Annotated in this window: 17 protein-coding genes and 4 tRNA genes; 19 read left to right on the forward strand and 2 right to left on the reverse strand. The window is 61.5% G+C overall.

The genetic code is table 11. The annotated features are described in order from the left end of the window. Positions 1 to 2: 2 nt before the first annotated feature. From leuD to asd, 4 genes are all read left to right on the forward strand, one after another. The gene (gene leuD / locus CWC48_RS20535) at positions 3 to 647 is read left to right on the forward strand and encodes a 3-isopropylmalate dehydratase small subunit (RefSeq protein WP_033901804.1); all 645 of its coding nucleotides are present in this window, start codon (positions 3 to 5) and stop codon (positions 645 to 647) included. A gap of 127 nt (positions 648 to 774) precedes the next feature. Continuing rightward, positions 775 to 1539, forward strand: a complete 765-nt coding sequence (locus tag CWC48_RS20540; RefSeq protein ID WP_099494214.1) for a class I SAM-dependent methyltransferase — start codon at positions 775 to 777, stop codon at positions 1537 to 1539. 53 nt (positions 1540 to 1592) lie between these two features. Continuing rightward, positions 1593 to 2675, forward strand: coding sequence for a 3-isopropylmalate dehydrogenase (leuB, locus tag CWC48_RS20545; RefSeq protein ID WP_021491199.1), 1083 nt, complete (start codon positions 1593 to 1595; stop codon positions 2673 to 2675). Positions 2676 to 2739: 64 nt separating this feature from the next. Further along, on the forward strand, positions 2740 to 3852 hold the full coding sequence (gene asd, locus CWC48_RS20550) for an aspartate-semialdehyde dehydrogenase (protein WP_034107599.1): 1113 nt from the start codon (positions 2740 to 2742) through the stop codon (positions 3850 to 3852). A 237-nt stretch (positions 3853 to 4089) separates the two neighbouring features. Here asd and CWC48_RS20555 read toward each other — a convergent pair whose 3' ends face one another. After that, positions 4090 to 5022: a transposase gene (locus tag CWC48_RS20555; RefSeq protein WP_100490184.1), complete on the reverse strand. Its 933-nt coding sequence runs from the start codon at positions 5020 to 5022 to the stop codon at positions 4090 to 4092. A gap of 322 nt (positions 5023 to 5344) precedes the next feature. Between CWC48_RS20555 and CWC48_RS20560 the strand changes: the two genes are divergently transcribed. The 14 genes from CWC48_RS20560 to CWC48_RS20625 all read left to right on the forward strand — a co-directional run bounded on the left by CWC48_RS20560 (position 5345) and on the right by CWC48_RS20625 (position 18806). Further along, positions 5345 to 6355: an aspartate-semialdehyde dehydrogenase gene (locus CWC48_RS20560; RefSeq protein ID WP_099492913.1), complete on the forward strand. Its 1011-nt coding sequence runs from the start codon at positions 5345 to 5347 to the stop codon at positions 6353 to 6355. A gap of 162 nt (positions 6356 to 6517) precedes the next feature. Next, entirely contained in the window at positions 6518 to 9082 is a 2565-nt protein-coding gene (locus tag CWC48_RS20565; protein ID WP_100490186.1) for a FimV/HubP family polar landmark protein, read from the forward strand. Between the two features lie 230 nt (positions 9083 to 9312). Further along, positions 9313 to 10137, forward strand: coding sequence for a tRNA pseudouridine(38-40) synthase TruA (gene truA, locus CWC48_RS20570; protein ID WP_078049422.1), 825 nt, complete (start codon positions 9313 to 9315; stop codon positions 10135 to 10137). Positions 10138 to 10201: 64 nt separating this feature from the next. Continuing rightward, the gene (locus CWC48_RS20575; protein ID WP_099492916.1) at positions 10202 to 10834 is read left to right on the forward strand and encodes a phosphoribosylanthranilate isomerase; all 633 of its coding nucleotides are present in this window, start codon (positions 10202 to 10204) and stop codon (positions 10832 to 10834) included. 244 nt (positions 10835 to 11078) lie between these two features. Next, on the forward strand, positions 11079 to 11999 hold the full coding sequence (accD, locus tag CWC48_RS20580) for an acetyl-CoA carboxylase, carboxyltransferase subunit beta (RefSeq protein ID WP_078049420.1): 921 nt from the start codon (positions 11079 to 11081) through the stop codon (positions 11997 to 11999). Then, on the forward strand, positions 11996 to 13303 hold the full coding sequence (gene folC, locus CWC48_RS20585; protein ID WP_099492917.1) for a bifunctional tetrahydrofolate synthase/dihydrofolate synthase: 1308 nt from the start codon (positions 11996 to 11998) through the stop codon (positions 13301 to 13303). Before accD ends, folC begins: the two co-directional genes overlap by 4 nt. After that, entirely contained in the window at positions 13287 to 13949 is a 663-nt protein-coding gene (locus CWC48_RS20590; protein ID WP_078049418.1) for an SPOR domain-containing protein, read from the forward strand. The genes folC and CWC48_RS20590 overlap by 17 nt, the downstream gene beginning before the upstream one ends. 202 nt (positions 13950 to 14151) lie before the next feature. Continuing rightward, on the forward strand, positions 14152 to 14709 hold the full coding sequence (locus CWC48_RS20595; RefSeq protein ID WP_003192538.1) for a CvpA family protein: 558 nt from the start codon (positions 14152 to 14154) through the stop codon (positions 14707 to 14709). A gap of 41 nt (positions 14710 to 14750) precedes the next feature. Further along, complete coding sequence (purF, locus tag CWC48_RS20600; protein ID WP_078049417.1) at positions 14751 to 16256, forward strand: amidophosphoribosyltransferase; 1506 nt, start codon at positions 14751 to 14753, stop codon at positions 16254 to 16256. Positions 16257 to 16321: 65 nt separating this feature from the next. Beyond that, the gene (locus CWC48_RS20605; protein ID WP_100490187.1) at positions 16322 to 17533 is read left to right on the forward strand and encodes an O-succinylhomoserine sulfhydrylase; all 1212 of its coding nucleotides are present in this window, start codon (positions 16322 to 16324) and stop codon (positions 17531 to 17533) included. A gap of 11 nt (positions 17534 to 17544) precedes the next feature. Further along, positions 17545 to 18309, forward strand: coding sequence for an SDR family oxidoreductase (locus CWC48_RS20610; protein WP_078049415.1), 765 nt, complete (start codon positions 17545 to 17547; stop codon positions 18307 to 18309). A 107-nt stretch (positions 18310 to 18416) separates the two neighbouring features. Continuing rightward, positions 18417 to 18492 (forward strand) — tRNA-Val (locus CWC48_RS20615). A gap of 55 nt (positions 18493 to 18547) precedes the next feature. Then, positions 18548 to 18624: transfer RNA gene (locus CWC48_RS20620), tRNA-Asp, on the forward strand. Positions 18625 to 18729: 105 nt separating this feature from the next. Beyond that, positions 18730 to 18806, forward strand: a tRNA-Asp gene (locus tag CWC48_RS20625). A 163-nt stretch (positions 18807 to 18969) separates the two neighbouring features. Here the strand turns inward: CWC48_RS20625 and CWC48_RS20630 are convergent. Beyond that, positions 18970 to 20253 (reverse strand): FAD-binding oxidoreductase, encoded by a 1284-nt coding sequence (locus tag CWC48_RS20630; RefSeq protein ID WP_099492556.1) that lies wholly within the window; start codon positions 20251 to 20253, stop codon positions 18970 to 18972. A 184-nt stretch (positions 20254 to 20437) separates the two neighbouring features. Between CWC48_RS20630 and CWC48_RS20635 the strand changes: the two genes are divergently transcribed. After that, positions 20438 to 20514, forward strand: a tRNA-Val gene (locus CWC48_RS20635). Positions 20515 to 20555 lie beyond the last annotated feature (41 nt).

Genomic DNA, 20555 nt, shown 5'->3' on the forward strand with positions numbered 1-20555 from the left:
CGATGCGTGCTTTTACTCAACACACCGGCCTTGTCGCCCCTTTGGATCGCGCCAACGTCGACACCGACCAGATCATCCCCAAGCAGTTCTTGAAGTCGATCAAGCGCACCGGTTTTGGCCCGAACCTGTTCGACGAGTGGCGCTACCTGGACGTGGGCTACGCCTACCAGGACAACTCCAAGCGCCCGCTGAACAAGGACTTCGTGCTCAACGCCGAGCGTTACCAAGGCGCCAGCGTACTGCTGGCCCGGGAAAACTTCGGTTGCGGCTCCAGCCGTGAACACGCGCCGTGGGCCCTGGAAGAATATGGCTTTCGCAGCATCATCGCGCCGAGCTACGCCGACATCTTCTTCAATAACAGCTTCAAGAATGGCCTGCTGCCGATCATCTTGACCGACGCAGAAGTCGACGAGCTGTTCAAGCAGGTGGAAGCTGAAGAAGGCTACCAACTGACCGTCGACCTGGCCGCGCAAACCGTGACCCGTCCGGATGGCAAGGTGTATCACTTTGAAGTGGATGCGTTCCGTAAGCACTGCCTGATCAACGGCCTGGACGATATCGGCCTGACCTTGCAGGACGGCGATGCGATAGCGGCGTTTGAAGCCAAGCACCGGGCGAGCCAGCCCTGGTTGTTTCGCGATGCCTGATTTGCGGTAACCGTGCGGGCCCCATCGCGGGCAAGCCAACTCCCACATTGGAATGCATTCCAACTGTGGGAGTTGGCTTGCCTGCGATAGCGCCCGTACAGCCACCCCAAAACCCAAGGAAACCACCATGACCAGCACCGCCCACACCCAAGTCGTGCAAAAACAATTCGGCGAGCAAGCCTCAGCCTACCTGAGCAGTGCCGTGCACGCCCAAGGCACCGAATTCGCGCTGCTGCAGGCCGAACTGGCCGGGCAGGGCAGCGCGCGCTTGCTGGACCTTGGGTGCGGTGCCGGTCATGTCAGCTTCCACGTGGCGCCATTGGTTAAAGAAGTGGTGGCCTACGACCTGTCCCAGCAGATGCTTGACGTGGTCACCGCCGCTGCGGTGGACCGTGGCCTGGGCAATATCCGTACGGTGCACGGCGCTGCCGAGCGCCTGCCGTTCGCCGATGGGGAGTTCGACTTCGTGTTCAGCCGTTATTCGGCCCATCACTGGAGCGACCTCGGCCTGGCCCTGCGCGAAGTGCGCCGCGTGCTCAAACCGGGCGGCGTAGCGGCGTTCGTCGACGTCTTGTCACCGGGCAGCCCGCTGTTGGACACTTACCTGCAAACCGTCGAAGTGCTGCGCGACACCAGCCACGTGCGCGATTACGCTGCCGCCGAGTGGATGCAGCAGCTCAGCGAGTCCGGCCTGCATGTGCGCAACAGCAGCCGCCAACGCTTGCGCCTGGAATACACCTCCTGGGTCGAGCGCATGCGCACGCCAGAGGTATTGCGCGCAGCGATACTTGAGCTGCAACAGGCGATGGGCCAGGAAGTGCGCGATTATTACGAAATTCAGGCCGACGGCACCTTCAGCACCGACGTGCTGGTGGTCTTTGCCGAACGCTGATTGATTTTTCCCGACCTGCCCACGGGCGGGTCGCTTGATGAAATGAGGAACGCATGAGCAAGCAGATTCTGATTCTCCCTGGCGACGGTATTGGTCCGGAAATCATGGCCGAAGCGGTCAAGGTCCTGGAACTCGCCAACAGCAAGTACAGCCTGGGCTTCGAACTGAGCCACGACGTGATCGGCGGCGCTGCCATCGATAAGCACGGCGTACCGCTGGCCGACGAGACCCTGGACCGTGCGCGTGCGGCCGACGCTGTACTGCTCGGCGCCGTCGGCGGCCCGAAATGGGACAAGATCGAACGCGATATCCGCCCTGAGCGCGGCCTGCTGAAGATCCGCGCGCAACTGGGCCTGTTCGGCAACCTGCGCCCGGCGATCCTCTACCCGCAACTGGCCGACGCGTCGAGCCTCAAGCCGGAAGTGGTCGCGGGCCTGGATATCCTCATCGTGCGCGAGCTGACCGGCGGTATCTACTTCGGCTCGCCGCGCGGTGTGCGTGAGCTGGAAAATGGCGAGCGCCAGGCCTACGACACCCTGCCGTACAGCGAGAGCGAAATCCGCCGTATCGCCCGCGTGGGTTTCGACATGGCCCGCGTGCGTGGCAAGAAGGTCTGCTCGGTGGATAAAGCCAACGTGCTGGCCTCCAGCCAACTGTGGCGCGAAATCGTTGAAGAAGTGGCCAAGGACTACCCGGACGTCGAACTGAGCCACATGTACGTCGACAACGCCGCCATGCAACTGGTGCGTGCACCCAAGCAGTTCGACGTGATCGTCACCGACAACCTCTTCGGTGACATCCTGTCCGACCAGGCCTCGATGCTCACCGGTTCCATCGGCATGCTGCCGTCGGCGTCCCTGGATACCAACAACAAGGGCATGTACGAGCCTTGCCACGGTTCGGCGCCGGACATCGCGGGCCAAGGCATTGCCAACCCGCTGGCGACCATTTTGTCGGTGTCGATGATGCTGCGTTACAGCTTCAACCTGAGCGAAGCGGCGGATGCCATCGAGAAGGCCGTGAGCCTGGTGTTGGACCAAGGCCTGCGCACCGGCGACATCTGGTCGCAGGGTTGCACCAAGGTCGGTACGCAAGAAATGGGCGACGCAGTAGTCGCCGCGCTGCGGAATCTGTAATCTCTCGGGCCCGCTTGCAGTTGTTGCTGCAAGGCGGCCCACTTTTTAACAAGGTGTAGTTGCGATGAAACGTGTAGGTCTGATCGGTTGGCGCGGTATGGTCGGTTCCGTGCTCATGCAGCGGATGCTGGAAGAGCAGGATTTCGATCTTATTGAGCCGGTGTTTTTCACCACTTCGAATGTGGGTGGCCAAGGGCCGTCTGTGGGCAAGGATATTGCTCCGCTCAAGGACGCCTACAGCATTGAAGAGCTGAAAACCCTCGACGTGATTCTGACCTGTCAGGGTGGCGACTACACCAGCGAAGTCTTCCCCAAGCTGCGCGAAGCCGGCTGGCAGGGTTACTGGATCGACGCTGCCTCGAGCCTGCGCATGCAGGACGATGCGGTGATCATCCTTGACCCGGTGAACCGCAAGGTCATCGACCAGCAACTGGACGCCGGCACCAAGAACTACGTCGGTGGCAACTGCACCGTCAGCTTGATGCTGATGGGCCTGGGTGGCCTGTTCGAGGCTGGCCTGGTCGAGTGGATGAGCGCCATGACCTATCAGGCGGCCTCCGGTGCCGGCGCGCAGAACATGCGTGAACTGATCAAGCAGATGGGCGCGACTCACGCCGCCGTTGCCGATCAACTGGCCGACCCGGCCAGCGCGATCCTCGACATCGACCGTCGTGTGGCCGAAGCCATGCGCAGTGACGCCTACCCGACCGAGAACTTCGGCGTGCCATTGGCCGGCAGCCTGATCCCGTGGATCGATAAAGAGCTGCCGAACGGCCAGAGCCGCGAAGAGTGGAAGGCCCAGGCCGAGACCAACAAGATCCTCGGCCGCTTCAAGAACCCGATCCCGGTGGACGGCATCTGCGTGCGCATCGGCGCCATGCGCTGCCACAGCCAGGCGCTGACCATCAAGTTGAACAAAGATGTGCCGATCGCCGATATCGAAGCGTTGATCAGCCAGCACAACCCATGGGTCAAGCTGGTGCCGAACAATCGCGACATCAGCATGCAGGAGCTGAGCCCGACCAAGGTCACCGGCACCCTGAATGTACCGGTGGGCCGTTTGCGCAAGTTGAACATGGGCAGCCAGTTCCTCGGCGCGTTCACCGTTGGCGACCAGCTGCTGTGGGGCGCCGCCGAACCGCTGCGTCGCATGCTGCGGATTCTGCTGGAGCGTTGATCGCTTGAGGCAATATTGGAAACCCGCGCTCTGGTGACAGGCGCGGGTTTTTTATTGGCCTTTGGGGCCTCTTCGCGAGCAAGCCCGCTCCCACATTCGACCGAGTTTATTCAGTTGAAATGCAATCAAATGTGGGAGCAACTGTCTTGATGACCATATCTTGGCCATCGCTTTCAAAGACAGCCAAACTCCCACAGCTTCAAGCCGTGTGACCTTCAACGACACATCGCTGCCGATTTAGGCAGCGTGTTCTTTCCATTCAGTCCTATCACGCAGCATTGCGTTCAGCCGGATTAACAAAACACGCATGCATGCGATTAGCGCAACTTTTGCGCATTTTCCTTTGCCACGCAGTGCTTTATAGCGTGCCTGGAATTCAGGCTGGTCCCGAATGACGACCCAGCAGGCCATGTATAGCGAGCGACGTGCGGAAAACCTTCCGCCACGAATGTGACGCGCGCCTATGTGCTTCCCACTGTCGTTGTTATACGGCGCGAGGCCCGCTAGGGCAGCGATCGGACGCTTGCCAACCTCACCCAACTCCGGCAGGTATGCCATAAGGCTAGCCGCCGTAACGAGCCCGATCCCCTTAACTGAACACAGGCGTTCGACTTTTTCGCGATCTAACACGTTGGCGCTTTGACGAATCAACTGATCTATCGCGTTCACAGCCTTGATCAGGTAGTCGATATGACTCTGCAACGCTGGTTTTACTACGTCGCATGAGGCCGTTTTCAGGCGCCTTTTGTCATCGTCTCTCTGCTGAATAAAGTTTTCTCGCTGTTGGACTAACGCGCGCAACTCGTCATGTTTCGGGCTGGTGATTCGGCTGTTTGGCGAGTCGAGTACCGCTGCGAACTGTGCAAGGGACTTTGCATCTATCGGGTCGGTTTTGGCTTGTTGGCCCATCGCCGTGGAAAAACTCTTGGCTCGACGGGGATTGATGCAGATGACGTTGAGGCCCGCAGCCTGGAGCGCCTTCATGACTTTGCGCTCGTAACCGCCAGTGGCCTCCAACAGCACGCGACCGACCTGGTGAAGCAATAGCCACCCAATCAACCCAGGGAAATCATCTTCGGCGTTAGCGCAACTTACCCCAACGTCAATCAGATTAACTCGAGCCTCAAGGCTGTCCTTGGAAACATCAATGCCTGCTGGATAGGAAAACATAGCCAAACCCTCTTACACTCAAAGTGAGAGCGCTCTGGCTTGGCCCACGCTTGTAACTGTTCGAGGTGGGCTCGTTCAACTGTTCGGGCTCATGTCCAGAGCGGAGAAGTGAGTGGCAGCATGGGCTCCCACACGTGCTTTAAGCACTTCGGGCATTCAGCTTGCCACTCACCCTCTCACCTTCAGCTTAATCCTGTCTCAAGACACAAGCGGGCTTGCTCGCGAAGAGGCCATCAGCCACACCACAAAAGCCGGGTTAATTGCCTCACCCAGCACCACCCGGTAAAGTGCCGCTCCCCCCGCAATGCCCGAGGCAGCCCCCATGACCCAGACCTTTGATATCGCCGTGATCGGCGCCACCGGTACCGTCGGCGAAACCCTGGTGCAGATCCTCGAAGAGCTGGACTTCCCGGTTGGCACCCTGCACCTGCTGGCCGGCAACAACTCTGCCGGTGCCTCGGTGCCGTTTCGCGGCAAGAACCTGCGGGTGAGGGAGGTCGATGAGTTCGACTTCAGCAAAGTACAGCTGGCGTTCTTTGCGGCGGGGCCGGCGGCCACCCTGAGTTTTGCGCCGCGTGCCACGGCAGCGGGTTGCTCGGTGATCGACTTGTCCGGCGCCTTGCCGGCCGAGCAGGCGCCTCAAGTCGTGCCGGAAGCCAATGCCCATGTGCTGGATGGCCTGGAAAAACCGTTCCAGCTCGGCAGCCCAAGCCCATCGGCGACCAACCTGGCGGTCGTCCTTGCGCCCTTGCGTGGCCTGCTGGATATCCAGCGAGTGAGTGTCACCGCCAGCCTGGCGATGTCAGCCCAGGGGCGTGAGGCCGTCAGCGAGCTGGCCCGGCAAACCGCCGAGCTGTTGAACATGCGCCCACTGGAGCCGAAATTCTTCGATCGCCAGGTAGCCTTCAACCTGCTTGCACAAGTCGGCACGCCGGACGCCCAAGGTCATACCGCCCTGGAGAAGCGCCTCGTCCATGAGCTGCGTGCGGTGCTGGAATCACCTTTGCTGAAGATTTCCGCAACCTGCGTTCAAGCCCCGGTGTTTTTTGGCGATAGCCTGACTGTGTCCCTGCAACTGGGCGCGGCGGTCGACCTCGCTGCGGTGAACCGCGCACTTGACGCTGCGCCGGGGATCGAGCTCGTGGATGAAGGGGATTTTCCTACAGCCGTAGGTGACGCAGTGGGCCAGGATGTGGTCTACGTCGGTCGTGTCAGGGCGGGCGTGGATGACCCGGCGGAACTAAATCTGTGGCTGACGTCAGATAACGTACGCAAAGGCGCCGCGTTGAATGCCGTGCAGCTGGCGCAGTTGTTGATAAAAGGCCTTGCGTAAAAGATACTTGGCGGCAATTTGTAGATTGATTCTAGCCAAGCGCTATGCTTGGCCCCAGGCAGGAAAAGTTGCGCGTCGGTGACCTATCGGCTCGCCATGCCTTATGGCAGCGGTTACCAACCTTCTCGCAGGCCGGGGAGTGTTCAAACAAAGGATGAGGCTATGGTTCAAGTTCGCAAACTGGTGTTAGCAATAGCGGCCGCCTCGGCGCTGTCCTCCGGTATGGCGCAGGCGCTGCAGCTGGGGGAGATGACCCTCAAGTCGAAGTTGAACCAGCCGTTGGCGGTGGAAATCGAATTGCTCGATGTCGGCGGCCTCACGGCGTCCGAGATCACGCCGAGCCTGGCTTCGTCCCAGGCGTTTGTGGACGCGGGCGTTGATCGCCAGGCATTTCTCGATGACCTGACGTTTACCCCGGTGGTCAATCCAAACGGCCGCAGTGTGGTGCGCGTCACCTCCAGCAAGCCGCTGCCTGATTCCTACGTCCGTTTCCTGTTGCAGGTGCAATGGCCTAATGGCCGTCTGATGCGTGACTACAGCGTGTTGCTCGACCCGGCCAAGTTCGACCAGCCGGCACCGACGACCGCCGCGCCGGCACCGCGCTCGGCTGCACCGGCCAGCACCGCGCCGGCCGCGAGCAAAACGGCGCAGCACACCACCACCTCCCGTGACACCCTGTGGGAAATTGCCGCGAAGAACCGCAATGGCGGCTCGGTGCAGCAGACCATGCTGGCGATCCAGGCGCTGAACCCCGATGCCTTTGTGGACGGCAATATCAACCGCCTGAAAACCGGCCAGGTCCTGCGCCTGCCGGACACCGTACAAAGCACCGCATTGCCGCAACCCCAGGCGATTGCCGAGGTGAGCGCGCAGAACGCCGCCTGGCGCCAGGGTCGGCGTGCCGCGACCAATCCCGCAGCCGGCAAGCAGCAACTGGACGCCACCAAGCGCACCCAGGCCGGCAACGCTCCAGCCAGCACCAACGCCAAGGACAACTTGAGCCTGGTGTCGGCCGAGGCGGCCAAGAAGGGGGCCAAAGGCAAGGTCGGCGATAGCGCGGCACTCAGCGACAAGCTGGCGATGACCCAGGAGCAACTGGACACCACCCGCCGTGACAACGAAGAACTGAAAAGCCGCGCGGCCGACTTGCAAAGCCAGTTGGACAAGCTGCAAAAGCTGATTCAACTGAAGAACGATCAACTGGCGCGTTTGCAGGCGGAAAAGGGTGTCCCGGCTACCGCGGCCACGGCGGCGATGCCCGCGCAGTTGGCAGGTGAACCGGCGGCTGCCCCGGTAGCGCCCGACACCGCCACGTCCACTGCTGCCCCTGCACCCACCGCACCAGCGCCAGCACCTGAGCCGGTCAAGGCGGATGCAGCGCCGGCCACCACCGAGGGCAAATTCAACGACCTGCTGACCAACCCGGTCGTGCTCGGCGTACTTGGCGGCGCCGCTATCTTGCTGGTGCTGTTGCTCCTGCTGTTGTGGGCGCGCCATCGCAATGCGCGCCGCGAAGAAGAAAAGCACCTGCGCATGGCGCGGGCCCTGGCGGAAGAGCCAGAGTTCACCTCGAACATCGATCACGACCTGCCGCCGGACAGCTTCGAAGGCCTGGAAGTGCCGCCGCCAAACGTCAAGCTGGCCGCGGCGCCAGCACCGGCCCCGGTGGTCGCGCCGGCTGTTGCGGTGCCGACCGTTGCTTCCGTGCTCGCGCCGCTGGCCGTTGCCGTGGCTCCGGTGAACTCAAGCGATGCGTTGGCCCAGGCTCAATCCCATATCGACCGTGGCCACCTCAACCAGGCCGCCGACGTGCTGCAACAGGCGATCAAGCATGAGCCCAAGCGCAGCGACCTGCGTTTGAAGCTGATGGAAGTCTACGGCCTGCAAAACGACAAGGACGGCTTTGTGACACAGGAGCGTCAGCTGGTGGCCAATGGTGAAAACCATGCCCAGGTCGAGCAGCTCAAGAGTCGCTTCCCGGCCATGGCCGTGCTGGCGGCAGGCGTCAGCGCGGCGGTGGCCGCTGCTGCCCTGGACGCTCAATACGTCAAGGATTTGCTCGAAGACAAACCGGCGCCTGCGCAGCCGGAGGTCTTTGATACCGATTTTGACCTGAGCCTGGACGATCTCGAAGAAGCTTCCCCGGCCGAGGTCAAGGACGATCAGCAAACCTTTGAGTCGCTTCTAAAGCAGCAGACTGAAGCCAAGGCCAGCCCGGACGACCTGTCGGACTTCGATCTGGACCTGCAGTTGGACGCCCCGGCTTCGGCGCAATCCGATGACGACTTTCTATCGGGCCTCGAAGACCATATGAAGGACGTGCCGGCCGTCGAGCCACCGACCCTCACACCTGCGGCACTGGACGACTTCGACCTGCCGGAAGATTTCGACCTGTCCCTGGCCGATGAGCCGGAAGCGCCGGCCAAGCCTGATGCATTTGCGTCGGAGCTGGATGATGTCAACGCCGAGCTGGACCGCCTGTCCCAGAGCCTGGAGCATCCGTCCATCGAACCGTCCTTCACTGCGCAAGATGCGGCGTTGGGCGATGATGAGCCGGAATTCGACTTCCTCTCCGGCACCGACGAAGTTGCCACCAAGCTCGACCTGGCCCAGGCGTATATCGACATGGGTGACGCAGACGGCGCACGGGACATCCTCTCGGAAGTGCTGACCGAAGGTGACGAGACCCAGCGTGGCGATGCCAAGGAAATGCTCGGTCGCATTTAACGGGCGACGCCTACCCAGTGTGGGAGCGGGCTTGCTCGCGAAGACGGCGTGTCAGTCAATGAAGTTGTGACTGATCCGCCCCCTTCGCGAGCAAGCCCGCTCCCACATTTTGCTAGGGGCCAATCCGTAACAAAAGTGCCCATCGCGCTTTACGGTCTTTATAATGGCCGCCTTTGCGCAACTCATCAGGCTCTCAGTTCTTGGCAAATATAGATAATCCGGCTGCCGAAATGGCGGCCGCAGGCTTTTACCGCATCGCCCTGGGCGTGGAATACAAAGGTTCGCGCTATCGCGGCTGGCAGCGTCAGGCGTCTGGCGTGCTGACGGTGCAGGAAACCCTGGAAAATGCCCTGTCCAAAGTTGCTGATTCGCCGGTGTCGCTGATGTGCGCCGGGCGCACCGATGCGGGCGTGCATGCTTGCGGCCAGGTGGTGCATTTCGACACCCAGGCAGAACGCTCCATGAAGGCCTGGGTGATGGGCGCTAATATCAATCTGCCCCATGACGTCAGTGTCAGCTGGGCCAAGGTCATGCCCGCGCATTTCCATGCGCGCTTCAAGGCCATCGCCCGGCGTTATCGCTATGTGATCTACAACGACCAGATCCGCCCGGCGCACCTCAACGAAGAAATCACCTGGAACCATCGCCCGCTCGACGCCGAGCGCATGGCCGAAGCCGCGCAGCACCTGGTGGGCGTGCATGATTTCAGCGCCTTCCGTGCCGGCCAGTGCCAGGCCAAGTCGCCGATCAAGGAAGTCCATCACCTGCGCGTGACCCGCCACGGCAAGATGATCGTGCTGGATATCCGCGCCGGGGCGTTCCTGCACCATATGGTTCGAAACATTGCCGGGGTGCTGATGACCATCGGCACCGGCGAGCGCCCGGTGGAGTGGGCCAAGGAAGTGCTGGAAAGCCGCGTCCGCCGTACCGGCGGGGTCACGGCGCATCCGTTCGGCCTATACCTGGTGGATGTGGAGTACCGCGACGAGTTCGAACTGCCGGATCGTTTCATCGGGCCACACTTCCTCACAGGTTTCAGCGAACTTGGCGGCTGACGCCCGGAAAAGCTTTTGTTACCATCCGGGACTTTCTCGGTCCAACCCCTGAGGTTTCCACGACATGTCAGCCGTTCGCAGCAAGATTTGCGGGATTACCCGCATAGAAGACGCGCTGGCGGCAGTCGAGGCGGGGGCGGATGCCATTGGTTTCGTGTTTTACGCCAAGAGCCCACGGGCGGTGAATGTGTTGCAGGCGCGGGCGATCATCGCCGCCTTGCCGCCTTTCGTGACTACCGTGGGGTTGTTCGTCAACGCCAGCCGTTGCGAACTCAACGAAACCCTGGATGCCGTACCGCTGGATATGCTGCAGTTTCACGGCGACGAGACGCCCGACGAATGTGAAAGCTACCAGCGCCCCTACATCAAGGCATTGCGCGTCAAGGCCGGGGATGACATTGCGGCCGCCTGTGCCGCCTATGGTGGCGCTCGCGGGATCCTGCTCGACACCTACGTCGAAGGCGTGCCCGGTGGAACCGGTGAAGCGTTCGATTGGTCGCTGATTCCCGCAGGGCTGAGCAAGCCGATTATCCTGGCCGGCGGGCTCAACCCTGCGAATGTCGGGGCGGCGATCGAGCAGGTTCGCCCGTATGCCGTGGATGTCAGCGGTGGGGTAGAGCAGGGCAAGGGCATCAAGGATCACAGCAAGATTCGCGCATTCATGCAGGCCGTGCGCAACAGCAGCGGTGGGATGTGACGGCTGGCAGTCTGCCGCCGTCCATAACTACCACTGTGTAAAACAGCCCGGCGCCGCCTGTGGGTGGCTCGGAAATGAAGTGGCAACCCTGCGCTGGCAGGTTGTCTGGAAGGCTGAGGATACATGCGGGAAAAGGCCGGTCGAACGTCTGACCCCGTCCAGCATGTGTCATCGCCACATATGAATTTAGCTCAAGGGCATACGCGGGGCTGTGTTCAAGCCACCGGTACTGGAGAAAGAAAGCATGAGCAACTGGTTAGTAGACAAACTGATCCCTTCGATCATGCGTTCCGAGGTGAAGAAAAGCTCGGTTCCTGAAGGTCTGTGGCACAAGTGCCCATCCTGCGACGCGGTGCTGTACCGCCCGGAGCTGGAAAAGACCTTGGACGTTTGCCCCAAGTGCAACCACCACATGCGTATCGGCGCCCGCGCCCGCATCGACATCTTCCTCGACGCCGAAGGCCGTAACGAGCTGGGCGCCGACCTGGAACCAGTTGACCGTCTCAAGTTCCGTGACGGCAAGAAGTACAAGGACCGCCTGACCGCTGCGCAAAAGCAGACCGGCGAGAAAGACGCGCTGATTTCCGTCAGCGGCAAGCTGCTGGGCATGCCTGTCGTGGTGTCGGCGTTCGAGTTCTCCTTCATGGGCGGCTCCATGGGTGCCATCGTCGGCGAGCGCTTTGTCCGCGCGGCCAACTACGCCCTGGAAAACCGTTGCCCGATGATCTGCTTCGCCGCCTCCGGTGGTGCGCGTATGCAGGAAGCCCTGATTTCCCTGATGCAAATGGCCAAGACCTCCGCGGTACTGGCGCGTCTGCGCGAAGAAGGCATCCCGTTCATCTCCGTGCTGACTGACCCTGTCTACGGCGGCGTATCCGCCAGCCTGGCGATGCTGGGTGACGTGATCGTTGGCGAGCCAAAGGCCCTGATCGGCTTTGCCGGCCCGCGCGTGATCGAGCAGACCGTGCGTGAAAAACTGCCGGAAGGCTTCCAGCGCAGCGAGTTCCTGCTGGAGCACGGCGCGATCGACCTGATCATCCCGCGCGGCGAGCTGCGTCCACGCCTGGGGAACCTGCTGGCACAAATGATGGGCCTGCCGACGCCCGTCTACATCGCGCCTAAGGTCGAGCCGATCGTTGTGCCGCCGGTGCCTGCAAACCTATGACCCAACGTACCCTGGGCGAATGGCTCGCCTACCTTGAGCAGTTGCATCCGTCCGCCATCGACATGGGCCTGGAGCGCTCGCAACAGGTAGCGGCCCGCCTTGGGTTGGGCCGGCCGGCACCGCGAGTGATCACGGTGACCGGCACCAACGGCAAAGGCTCTACCTGTGCCTTTGTCGCGGCGCTGCTGCAGGCCCAAGGGCTGAAAGTCGGCGTCTACAATTCCCCGCACCTGCTGCGTTACAACGAGCGGGTGCAGCTCAATGGCGTCGAAGCCACCGATGAGCAACTCTGCGAAGCCTTCGCCGCACTCGATGCCGGCCGGGGTGAGACATCCCTGACTTACTTCGAGATGGGCACCCTGGCGGCGTTCTGGCTGTTCGAGCGTGCGCAACTGGATGTGGTGGTGCTGGAAGTCGGCCTGGGCGGACGCCTGGACACGGTCAATGTAGTTGATGCCGATCTGGCGCTGGTCACCAGTATTGGTGTGGACCACGCCGACTACCTGGGCAATACCCGCGAATCCGTGGCCTACGAAAAGGCCGGGATCTTCCGGCAGGGCAAGCCAGCGCTGTGTGGTGACCTGGATCCGCCACACACCTTGCTGGACAAGGTGCGCGAGCTGGATTGCCCGTTTTTCCTGCGTGGTCGCGAATTCAACCTTGAGATTGGTGAGCAGCACTGGCAATGGCGTGGGCGCGATGCACAAGGCCAGGCTGTGGAGCTGCGCGATCTGCCGCTGCTGAACCTGCCGATGGAAAACGCCGCGCTCGCGCTGCAGGCTTATCTGCTGTTGGATCTGCCGTGGAATGCCGAGCAGATCGCCGCCACCTTGTTGGCGACACGCGTGGTCGGGCGTCTGGATCGACGTGAGTTCCAATGGCAGGGCAGGCGCCTGAACCTGCTGCTGGATGTGGGCCACAACCCCCATGCGGCCGAGTACCTGGCACAACGCCTGTCGCGCAGGCCACCGGTCGGCCGTCGCCTTGCAGTATTCGGTTTGCTCGCCGATAAGGACCTGGAGGGCGTGGTCGCGCCCTTGCTGGGCAATGTCCAGGCTTGGGCCGTGGCGCCTCTGGATACCTCGCGCAGCCGTCCGGCGACCGAACTGGAAGTGGCCTTGCAGAACCTTGGTGCGCCGGTGACGTCGTATGCAAGCGTGACCGATGCCCTTGAAGCACAGTGCGCCATTGCCACGCCCGACGATGAGATTCTGTTGTTCGGGTCATTTTATTGTGTTGCCGAGGCGCTTGAGTGGTTGGCCCGGCGCTCCACGGAGGAAGCTGCACATGGCATTACTGGATAGCGCATACAAGCAGCGAATGGTCGGAGCCTTGGTGCTGGTGGCATTGGCGGTGATTTTCCTGCCGATGCTGTTTTCCCGCCAGGACGAAGAGCGTCAGGTTGTCGTCGAAGCCCCGGCTGCGCCCCAGGCGCCCGCAGTGCCCCAGGTGCAGGTTGAACCGGTGGTGGTGCCTGAGCCCCAGGCATTGCCTGAAGAAGAGCCTGTACCGACTGACGATGAAGTGGCTGCGCAGCAGGCACCGTCGATGCCGGTGCAACCCAGCGTGCCAGTGGTCAAGCCAGCACCCGCGGCGCCGGTTGTCGCCACCAAGCCCGCTGCGCCCGCACCTGCACCCAAGCCGGTAGCGCCGCAACCTGCCGCCCCGGGCAAGCCGGATGTGGGGCAGAGCCGTATCGACCCGAATGGCTTGCCGATCAGTTGGTCGATCCAGGTCGCCAGCCTGGGCAATCGCGAAGGCGCCGACGCCTTGCAGAAGAAGCTGCGTAGCCAGGGCTACAACGCCTATATTCGAAGCGCCGACGGCAAGAATCGGGTGTTTATCGGCCCGCTGATCGAGCGTGCCGAGGCGGATCGCCTGCGGGACCTGCTGGATCGCCAGCAGAACCTTAAAGGATTCGTCACTCGTTTCCAGCCTGAACGCGGCTGATTTGATCCCTGCTTGAGATGCGGCATACCTTTAGGAGCCCGGCTTGCCGGCGATGGCGTCGATAAGATCGCTATCGCCGGCAAGTCGGGCTCCTACATTCAGGGGTACAACCCATTGATTTGCAAAGCTGCCGTAATCACAGCTTACCGATAGCCCGACGCTCTGCTAAAATGCGCCGCCTTATCTGTCCGTAGGCTCAAACGTGCCATTTACCTGGGTTGATTGGGCGATCGTTGCAATCGTCGCCATCTCCGCTTTGATCAGTCTAAGCCGCGGCTTCGTAAAAGAAGCACTGTCGTTGCTGACCTGGATCATCGCAGGAGTCGTAGCCTGGATGTTCGGCGGTTCATTGTCGGTCTACCTGGCCGGATACATCGAGACACCTTCGGCTCGCGTCATCGCGGGCTGCGCCATCATGTTCATCGCCACGCTGCTGGTGGGGGCAATGGTCAATTATCTTATTGGCGAGTTGATACGTGTCACCGGCCTCTCCGGGACCGATCGATTTCTCGGCATGGCCTTCGGCGCCGCGCGTGGCGCGTTGCTGGTGGTCGTGGCGGTCGGGCTGTTGAGCCTGGGGCCGGTACAGCAGGATTCGTGGTGGCAGGAGTCGGTACTCGTGCCAAAATTTCTATTGGTTGCAGATTGGTCCAAAAACCTCATTCTGGGGTGGAGCAGTCAGTGGCTGGCCAGCGGAATCAGCGTACCCGCTGATCTTCCGTTCAAGGAACACCTCTTACCGGCCAAAACGCCTCAGTAAGCTGTGTTCAGTCAAGATTCATTAAGTAGGGGTTGCGTCGCATGTGTGGCATCGTCGGTATCGTCGGTAAGTCGAACGTCAATCAGGCGCTGTATGACGCGCTAACCGTCCTCCAGCACCGCGGCCAGGACGCTGCCGGTATTGTGACCAGCCACGACGGCCGGTTATTCCTGCGCAAGGACAATGGCCTGGTACGTGACGTGTTTCACCAGCGTCACATGCAGCGCCTGGTCGGGCACATGGGCATTGGCCATGTGCGTTACCCGACTGCCGGTAGCTCGACGTCGGCCGAAGCTCAACCGTTTTACGTCAACTCGCCTTACGGCATCACCCTGGCGCACAACGGTAACCTGACCAACGTTGAACAGTTGGCCAAGGAGATTTACGAATCTGACCTGCGCCACGTCAACACCAGTTCCGACTCGGAAGTGCTGCTCAACGTGTTCGCCCACGAGCTGGCCCAGCGCGGCAAGCTGCAGCCGACCGAAGAAGACGTGTTCGCTGCCGTCACCGACGTGCACAACCGTTGCGTCGGCGGTTATGCCGTAGTGGCCATGGTCACCGGTTATGGCATCGTCGGCTTCCGTGACCCGCACGGCATTCGCCCGATCGTGTTCGGCCAGCGTCACACCGACGAAGGCGTCGAGTACATGATCGCCTCCGAAAGCGTGTCCCTGGACGTGCTGGGTTTCACCCTGATCCGCGACCTCGCGCCAGGCGAAGCGGTGTACATCACCGAAGACGGCAAGCTGCACACCCGCCAGTGCGCCGTGGCACCGAAACTCACCCCGTGCATCTTCGAGCACGTCTACCTGGCGCGTCCGGATTCGATCATCGACGGCGTTTCGGTGTACAAGGCGCGTCTGCGCATGGGCGAGAAGCTGGCCGAGAAAATCCTGCGCGAGCGTCCTGAGCATGACATCGACGTGGTGATCCCGATCCCGGACACCAGCCGTACCGCTGCGCTGGAGCTGGCCAACCACCTGGGCGTCAAGTTCCGCGAAGGCTTCGTGAAGAACCGCTACATTGGCCGGACCTTCATCATGCCGGGCCAGGCAGCGCGCAAGAAGTCGGTACGCCAGAAGCTCAACGCCATCGAGCTGGAATTCCGCGGCAAGAACGTGATGCTGGTGGATGATTCCATCGTGCGTGGCACCACCTGCAAGCAGATCATCCAGATGGCCCGCGAAGCCGGTGCGAAGAACGTGTATTTCTGTTCCGCAGCACCTGCCGTGCGTTACCCGAACGTATACGGTATCGACATGCCGAGCGCCCACGAACTGATCGCTCACAACCGTTCGACCCAGGACGTGGCCGACCTGATCGGTGCCGATTGGCTGATCTACCAGGACTTGCCGGACCTGATCGAAGCGGTCGGTGGTGGCAAAATCAAGATCGACCAGTTCGACTGCGCCGTGTTTGACGGCAAGTACGTGACCGGTGACGTCGACGAGGCGTACCTGGACAAGATCGAGCAGGCGCGTAACGACTCGTCGAAGATCAAGACCCAGGCGGTCAGCGCGATCATCGACCTGTACAACAACTGAGTGACAACCGGCCCTGAGGGGCCGGTTTTGTATCTTAAATAAAGAATTGAGTAAGGAGTCGCAGCATGAGTCAGGAATGGGATGCCGGTCGGTTGGACAGCGACCTTGATGGCGTAGCTTTCGATACCCTGGCTGTGCGCGCCGGCCAGCACCGCACCCCGGAAGGTGAGCACGGCGACCCGATGTTCTTCACTTCCAGCTATGTGTTCCGCACCGCCGCCGATGCCGCTGCGCGCTTTGCTGGCGAAGTGCCGGGCAACGTGTATTCGCGCTATACCAACCCGACCGTGCGCGCGTTCGAAGAGCGTATCGCGGCGTTGGAAGGCGCGGAGCAAGCTGTGGCCACGGCCACCGGCATGGCGGCGATCCTGGCGGTGGTCATGAGCCTGTGCAGTGCCGGCGACCATGTGCTGGTGTCGCGCAGTGTGTTCGGTTCGACCATCAGCCTGTTCGAAAAGTACTTCAAGCGTTTCGGTATCGAAGTGGACTACGTACCCTTGGCGGACTTGTCTGGCTGGGAGGCAGCGATCAAGGCCAACACCAAGTTGCTGTTCGTCGAGTCGCCGTCCAACCCATTGGCCGAACTGGTGGATATCGCTGCATTGTCCGAAGTGGCGCATGCCAAGGGCACGCTGCTGGTGGTCGACAACTGCTTCTGCACCCCGGCGCTGCAGCAGCCGTTGAAGCTGGGCGCGGACATCGTCGTGCACTCGGCGACCAAGTTCATCGACGGCCAGGGTCGTTGCATGGGCGGTGTGGTTGCGGGTCGCAGTGAGCAGATGAAAGAGGTCGTGGGCTTCCTGCGCACCGCTGGCCCAAGCTTGAGCCCATTCAACGCCTGGATCTTCCTCAAGGGCTTGGAAACCCTCAACCTGCGCATGAAGGCCCATTGCGCCAACGCCCAGGCGCTGGCCGAGTGGCTGGAGCAGCAAAACGGTATCGAGAAGGTGCATTACGCCGGCCTCAAGAGCCACCCGCAGCACGCGTTGGCCCAGCGCCAGCAGCGCGGTTTTGGTGCCGTGGTGAGCTTCGAAGTCAAGGGCGGCAAAGAGGGCGCCTGGCGTTTTATCGATGCGACGCGCCTGATCTCCATCACAGCCAACCTGGGTGACAGCAAGACCACCATTACCCATCCGAGTACCACTTCCCACGGGCGCCTGGCGCCGCAGGAGCGTGAGGCAGCGGGTATCCGTGACAGCCTGATCCGCATCGCGGTTGGCCTGGAAGACGTGGCTGACTTGCAGGCTGACCTGGCTCGCGGGCTGGCAGCCTTGTGATCGAGTGGTCCATGGAAGCCGCAGCCGCCAGTAACGGGCGTGTCGCACTGGTCACCGGTGCGGCGCGGGGCATTGGTCTCGGGATTGCCGCGTGGCTGATCAGCGAAGGCTGGCAGGTGGTGTTGACCGACCTGGACCGCGAGCGCGGTTCCAAGGTGTCCAAGGTGCTGGGCGAGAACGCCTGGTTTATCAGCATGGACGTGGCCGACGAGAAGCAAGTGGCCCAGGGTGTCGCCGAAGTGCTGGGGCAGTTTGGGCGCCTGGACGCGTTGGTCTGCAACGCGGCAGTGGCCGACCCGCGCAATATCACCCTGGAAAGCCTGGACCTGGCTTACTGGAATCGGGTGCTGGCCGTGAACCTCGGTGGGCCGATGTTATTGGCCAAGCACTGCGCGCCGTACCTGCGCGCCCACGGTGGCGCCATCGTCAATCTGGCGTCGACACGGGCTCGCCAGTCGGAGCCGGACACCGAGGCTTATGCCGCAAGCAAAGGCGGCCTGCTGGCCCTCACGCATGCCCTGGCGATGAGCCTGGGCCCGGAAGTAAGGGTCAATGCGGTCAGTCCTGGCTGGATCGATGCGCGTGATCCTGCAGCACGTCGTGCCGAGCCGTTGAGCGACACCGACCACGCCCAGCATCCGGCGGGCAGGGTGGGCACTGTAGAAGACGTAGCGGCGATGGTGGCATGGCTGCTGTCGCGCCAGGCGGGGTTTGTCACCGGGCAAGAGTTTGTCGTGGACGGTGGCATGAGCAAGAAGATGATTTACAGCGAGTAGGGCGGGTTGCCGTCTTGAAGTCATTTTGTCTTTTTCAGAAAAACTTCAAGCGGGCTATTGACTTAGGTCCGCTACCTGCGTAAATTTCGCGGCCTCAACGAAGCAAAGGGTGATTAGCTCAGCTGGGAGAGCATCTGCCTTACAAGCAGAGGGTCGGCGGTTCGATCCCGTCATCACCCACCACTTCTTGAGAGTTTTGCCCCAGGGCAAGACGCAACGCTAAAGGTTGCACCGACGCGCAGCGGTAGTTCAGTCGGTTAGAATACCGGCCTGTCACGCCGGGGGTCGCGGGTTCGAGTCCCGTCCGCTGCGCCATATTTTCCAAGTCTGATTTGTCGGGCTTGAGATTGAACAGCCAAGGCTGATCGATCAGATGTTCAAGGACGGTTGAGGCCTTACGCTCAACCGGTCAAGCGATACGCAGCGGTAGTTCAGTCGGTTAGAATACCGGCCTGTCACGCCGGGGGTCGCGGGTTCGAGTCCCGTCCGCTGCGCCATATCTGCCTCAAGGCCCACTGAACGCCTTGAAGCGCAAAGAAAGCCTCTGGCTACTTTGATCCGATAGCAAAGACCCTGGTCGAAAGACCGGGGTTTTTTGTGTCTGCGATTTGATAAGTACGACCCGTAGGAGCCCGCGTGCGGGCTCCTACGAGTTTCGGATCAGAACCCCAGTTTGTCGCGTAGGCCGTAATACCAGGCGCCCATTGCCGCGAACGGTGTACGCAACAATTGCCCGCCTGGGAACGGGTAGTGCGGCAGGTCGGCAAATGCATCAAAGCGCTCTGCCTGGCCTCTGAGGGCTTCCGCCAGTACCTTGCCGGCCAAATGCGTGTACGTCACGCCGTGGCCGCTGCAGCCCTGCGAGTAATAGATGTTGTCGCCCAGGCGCCCCACCTGCGGCAAGCGCGACAGGGTGAGCAGGAAATTGCCGGTCCAGGCGTAGTCGATCTTCACATCCTTGAGCTGCGGGAATGCCTTGAGCATCTTCGGACGAATGATCGCCTCGATATTCGCCGGGTCGCGCGCGCCGTACACCACGCCGCCGCCGAAGATCAGGCGCTTATCGCTGGTGAGGCGGTAGTAGTCGAGCAGGTAATTGCAGTCTTCTACGCAGTAATCTTGCGGCAGTAGCGTCTTCGCCAGTTCGTCGCCCAGGGGGGCCGTGGTGATCACTTGTGTGCCGCACGGCATCGACTTGGCCGCCAGCTCTGGCACGAGGTTGCCCAAGTAGGCATTGCCAGCGACGATGATGAACTTGGCCCTGACCTTGCCCTCGGCGGTGTGCACCACCGGGTTGGCACCGCGCTCGATACGCACCGCAGCCGATTGTTCGTAGATCGTACCGCCCAGGGATTCCACGGCAGCCGCTTCGCCGAGTGCGAGGTTAAGCGGATGGATGTGCCCGCCGCTCATGTCCAGCAGGCCACCCACATAGTTGTCACAGGCCACCACGTCACGAATGCGGCGCTCGTCCAGCAGCTCCAGCTGAGTATGGCCGTAGCGCTCCCACAGGCGCTTCTGCGATTCCAGGTGGCCCATGTGCTTGCTGTTGAGCGCGGCGAACACGCCGCCGTCCTTCAAGTCGCACTGGATCTGATACTTGGCCACCCGCTCGCGAATGATCCTGCCGCCTTCAAACGCCATCTCTCCCAGCAATTGCGCCTGCTTGGGCCCGACACTGCGCTCGATCACATCGATATCACGGCTGTAGCTGTTGACGATCTGCCCGCCGTTGCGGCCCGAGGCGCCAAACCCCACCTTGGCGGCTTCCAGCACCGTCACGCGAAAACCGTTCTCCAGCAGGAACAGCGCGCTGGAGAGGCCGGTGTAGCCAGCGCCGATCACGCACACATCGGTTTCGACCTCGCCTTGCAGCACGGGACGGGGAGGAACGGCATTCGCGGAAGCGGCGTAATACGACTGGGGGTAGGGGGTGTTCGCCATCCTGGAACCTCTGTTTTATATTTTTTACGAGTGCGCCGATCCTACCTGAGTTGAAAATTGCCTGCCAGCCACCCGAATTCCACGGGTGTGCCCCACGCAAATAAAAAATTCGCATATTCATAGGGTTAGCTGCAAAAAAGATGTTGACACCCCTCCGGAATTCCGTAGAATGCCGCCTCACAGCAGGCACGTAGCTCAGTTGGTTAGAGCACCACCTTGACATGGTGGGGGTCGTTGGTTCGAGTCCAATCGCGCCTACCAAACAAAATCCGCTCTGCTGGGCGGTCTAGAAGGGCTCACCG

This window comes from Pseudomonas sp. S10E 269 (genome assembly GCF_002798465.1).
Classification (GTDB): domain Bacteria; phylum Pseudomonadota; class Gammaproteobacteria; order Pseudomonadales; family Pseudomonadaceae; genus Aquipseudomonas; species Aquipseudomonas pergaminensis.

What these genes read in the sequence shown, in the direction of transcription:
- asd (WP_034107599.1), top strand. Translation starts at nt 2,740, where the DNA reads ATGAAACGTGTAGGTCTGATCGGTTGGCGCGGTATGGTCGGTTCCGTG.
- purF (WP_078049417.1), top strand. Translation starts at nt 14,751, where the DNA reads ATGTGTGGCATCGTCGGTATCGTCGGTAAGTCGAACGTCAATCAGGCG.
- CWC48_RS20555 (WP_100490184.1), bottom strand. Translation starts at nt 5,022, where the DNA reads ATGTTTTCCTATCCAGCAGGCATTGATGTTTCCAAGGACAGCCTTGAG.
- CWC48_RS20560 (WP_099492913.1), top strand. Translation starts at nt 5,345, where the DNA reads ATGACCCAGACCTTTGATATCGCCGTGATCGGCGCCACCGGTACCGTC.
- CWC48_RS20610 (WP_078049415.1), top strand. Translation starts at nt 17,545, where the DNA reads ATGGAAGCCGCAGCCGCCAGTAACGGGCGTGTCGCACTGGTCACCGGT.
- CWC48_RS20565 (WP_100490186.1), top strand. Translation starts at nt 6,518, where the DNA reads ATGGTTCAAGTTCGCAAACTGGTGTTAGCAATAGCGGCCGCCTCGGCG.
- CWC48_RS20575 (WP_099492916.1), top strand. Translation starts at nt 10,202, where the DNA reads ATGTCAGCCGTTCGCAGCAAGATTTGCGGGATTACCCGCATAGAAGAC.
- accD (WP_078049420.1), top strand. Translation starts at nt 11,079, where the DNA reads ATGAGCAACTGGTTAGTAGACAAACTGATCCCTTCGATCATGCGTTCC.
- CWC48_RS20605 (WP_100490187.1), top strand. Translation starts at nt 16,322, where the DNA reads ATGAGTCAGGAATGGGATGCCGGTCGGTTGGACAGCGACCTTGATGGC.
- truA (WP_078049422.1), top strand. Translation starts at nt 9,313, where the DNA reads ATGGCGGCCGCAGGCTTTTACCGCATCGCCCTGGGCGTGGAATACAAA.
- leuD (WP_033901804.1), top strand. Translation starts at nt 3, where the DNA reads ATGCGTGCTTTTACTCAACACACCGGCCTTGTCGCCCCTTTGGATCGC.
- CWC48_RS20540 (WP_099494214.1), top strand. Translation starts at nt 775, where the DNA reads ATGACCAGCACCGCCCACACCCAAGTCGTGCAAAAACAATTCGGCGAG.
- leuB (WP_021491199.1), top strand. Translation starts at nt 1,593, where the DNA reads ATGAGCAAGCAGATTCTGATTCTCCCTGGCGACGGTATTGGTCCGGAA.
- CWC48_RS20590 (WP_078049418.1), top strand. Translation starts at nt 13,287, where the DNA reads ATGGCATTACTGGATAGCGCATACAAGCAGCGAATGGTCGGAGCCTTG.
- folC (WP_099492917.1), top strand. Translation starts at nt 11,996, where the DNA reads ATGACCCAACGTACCCTGGGCGAATGGCTCGCCTACCTTGAGCAGTTG.
- CWC48_RS20630 (WP_099492556.1), bottom strand. Translation starts at nt 20,253, where the DNA reads ATGGCGAACACCCCCTACCCCCAGTCGTATTACGCCGCTTCCGCGAAT.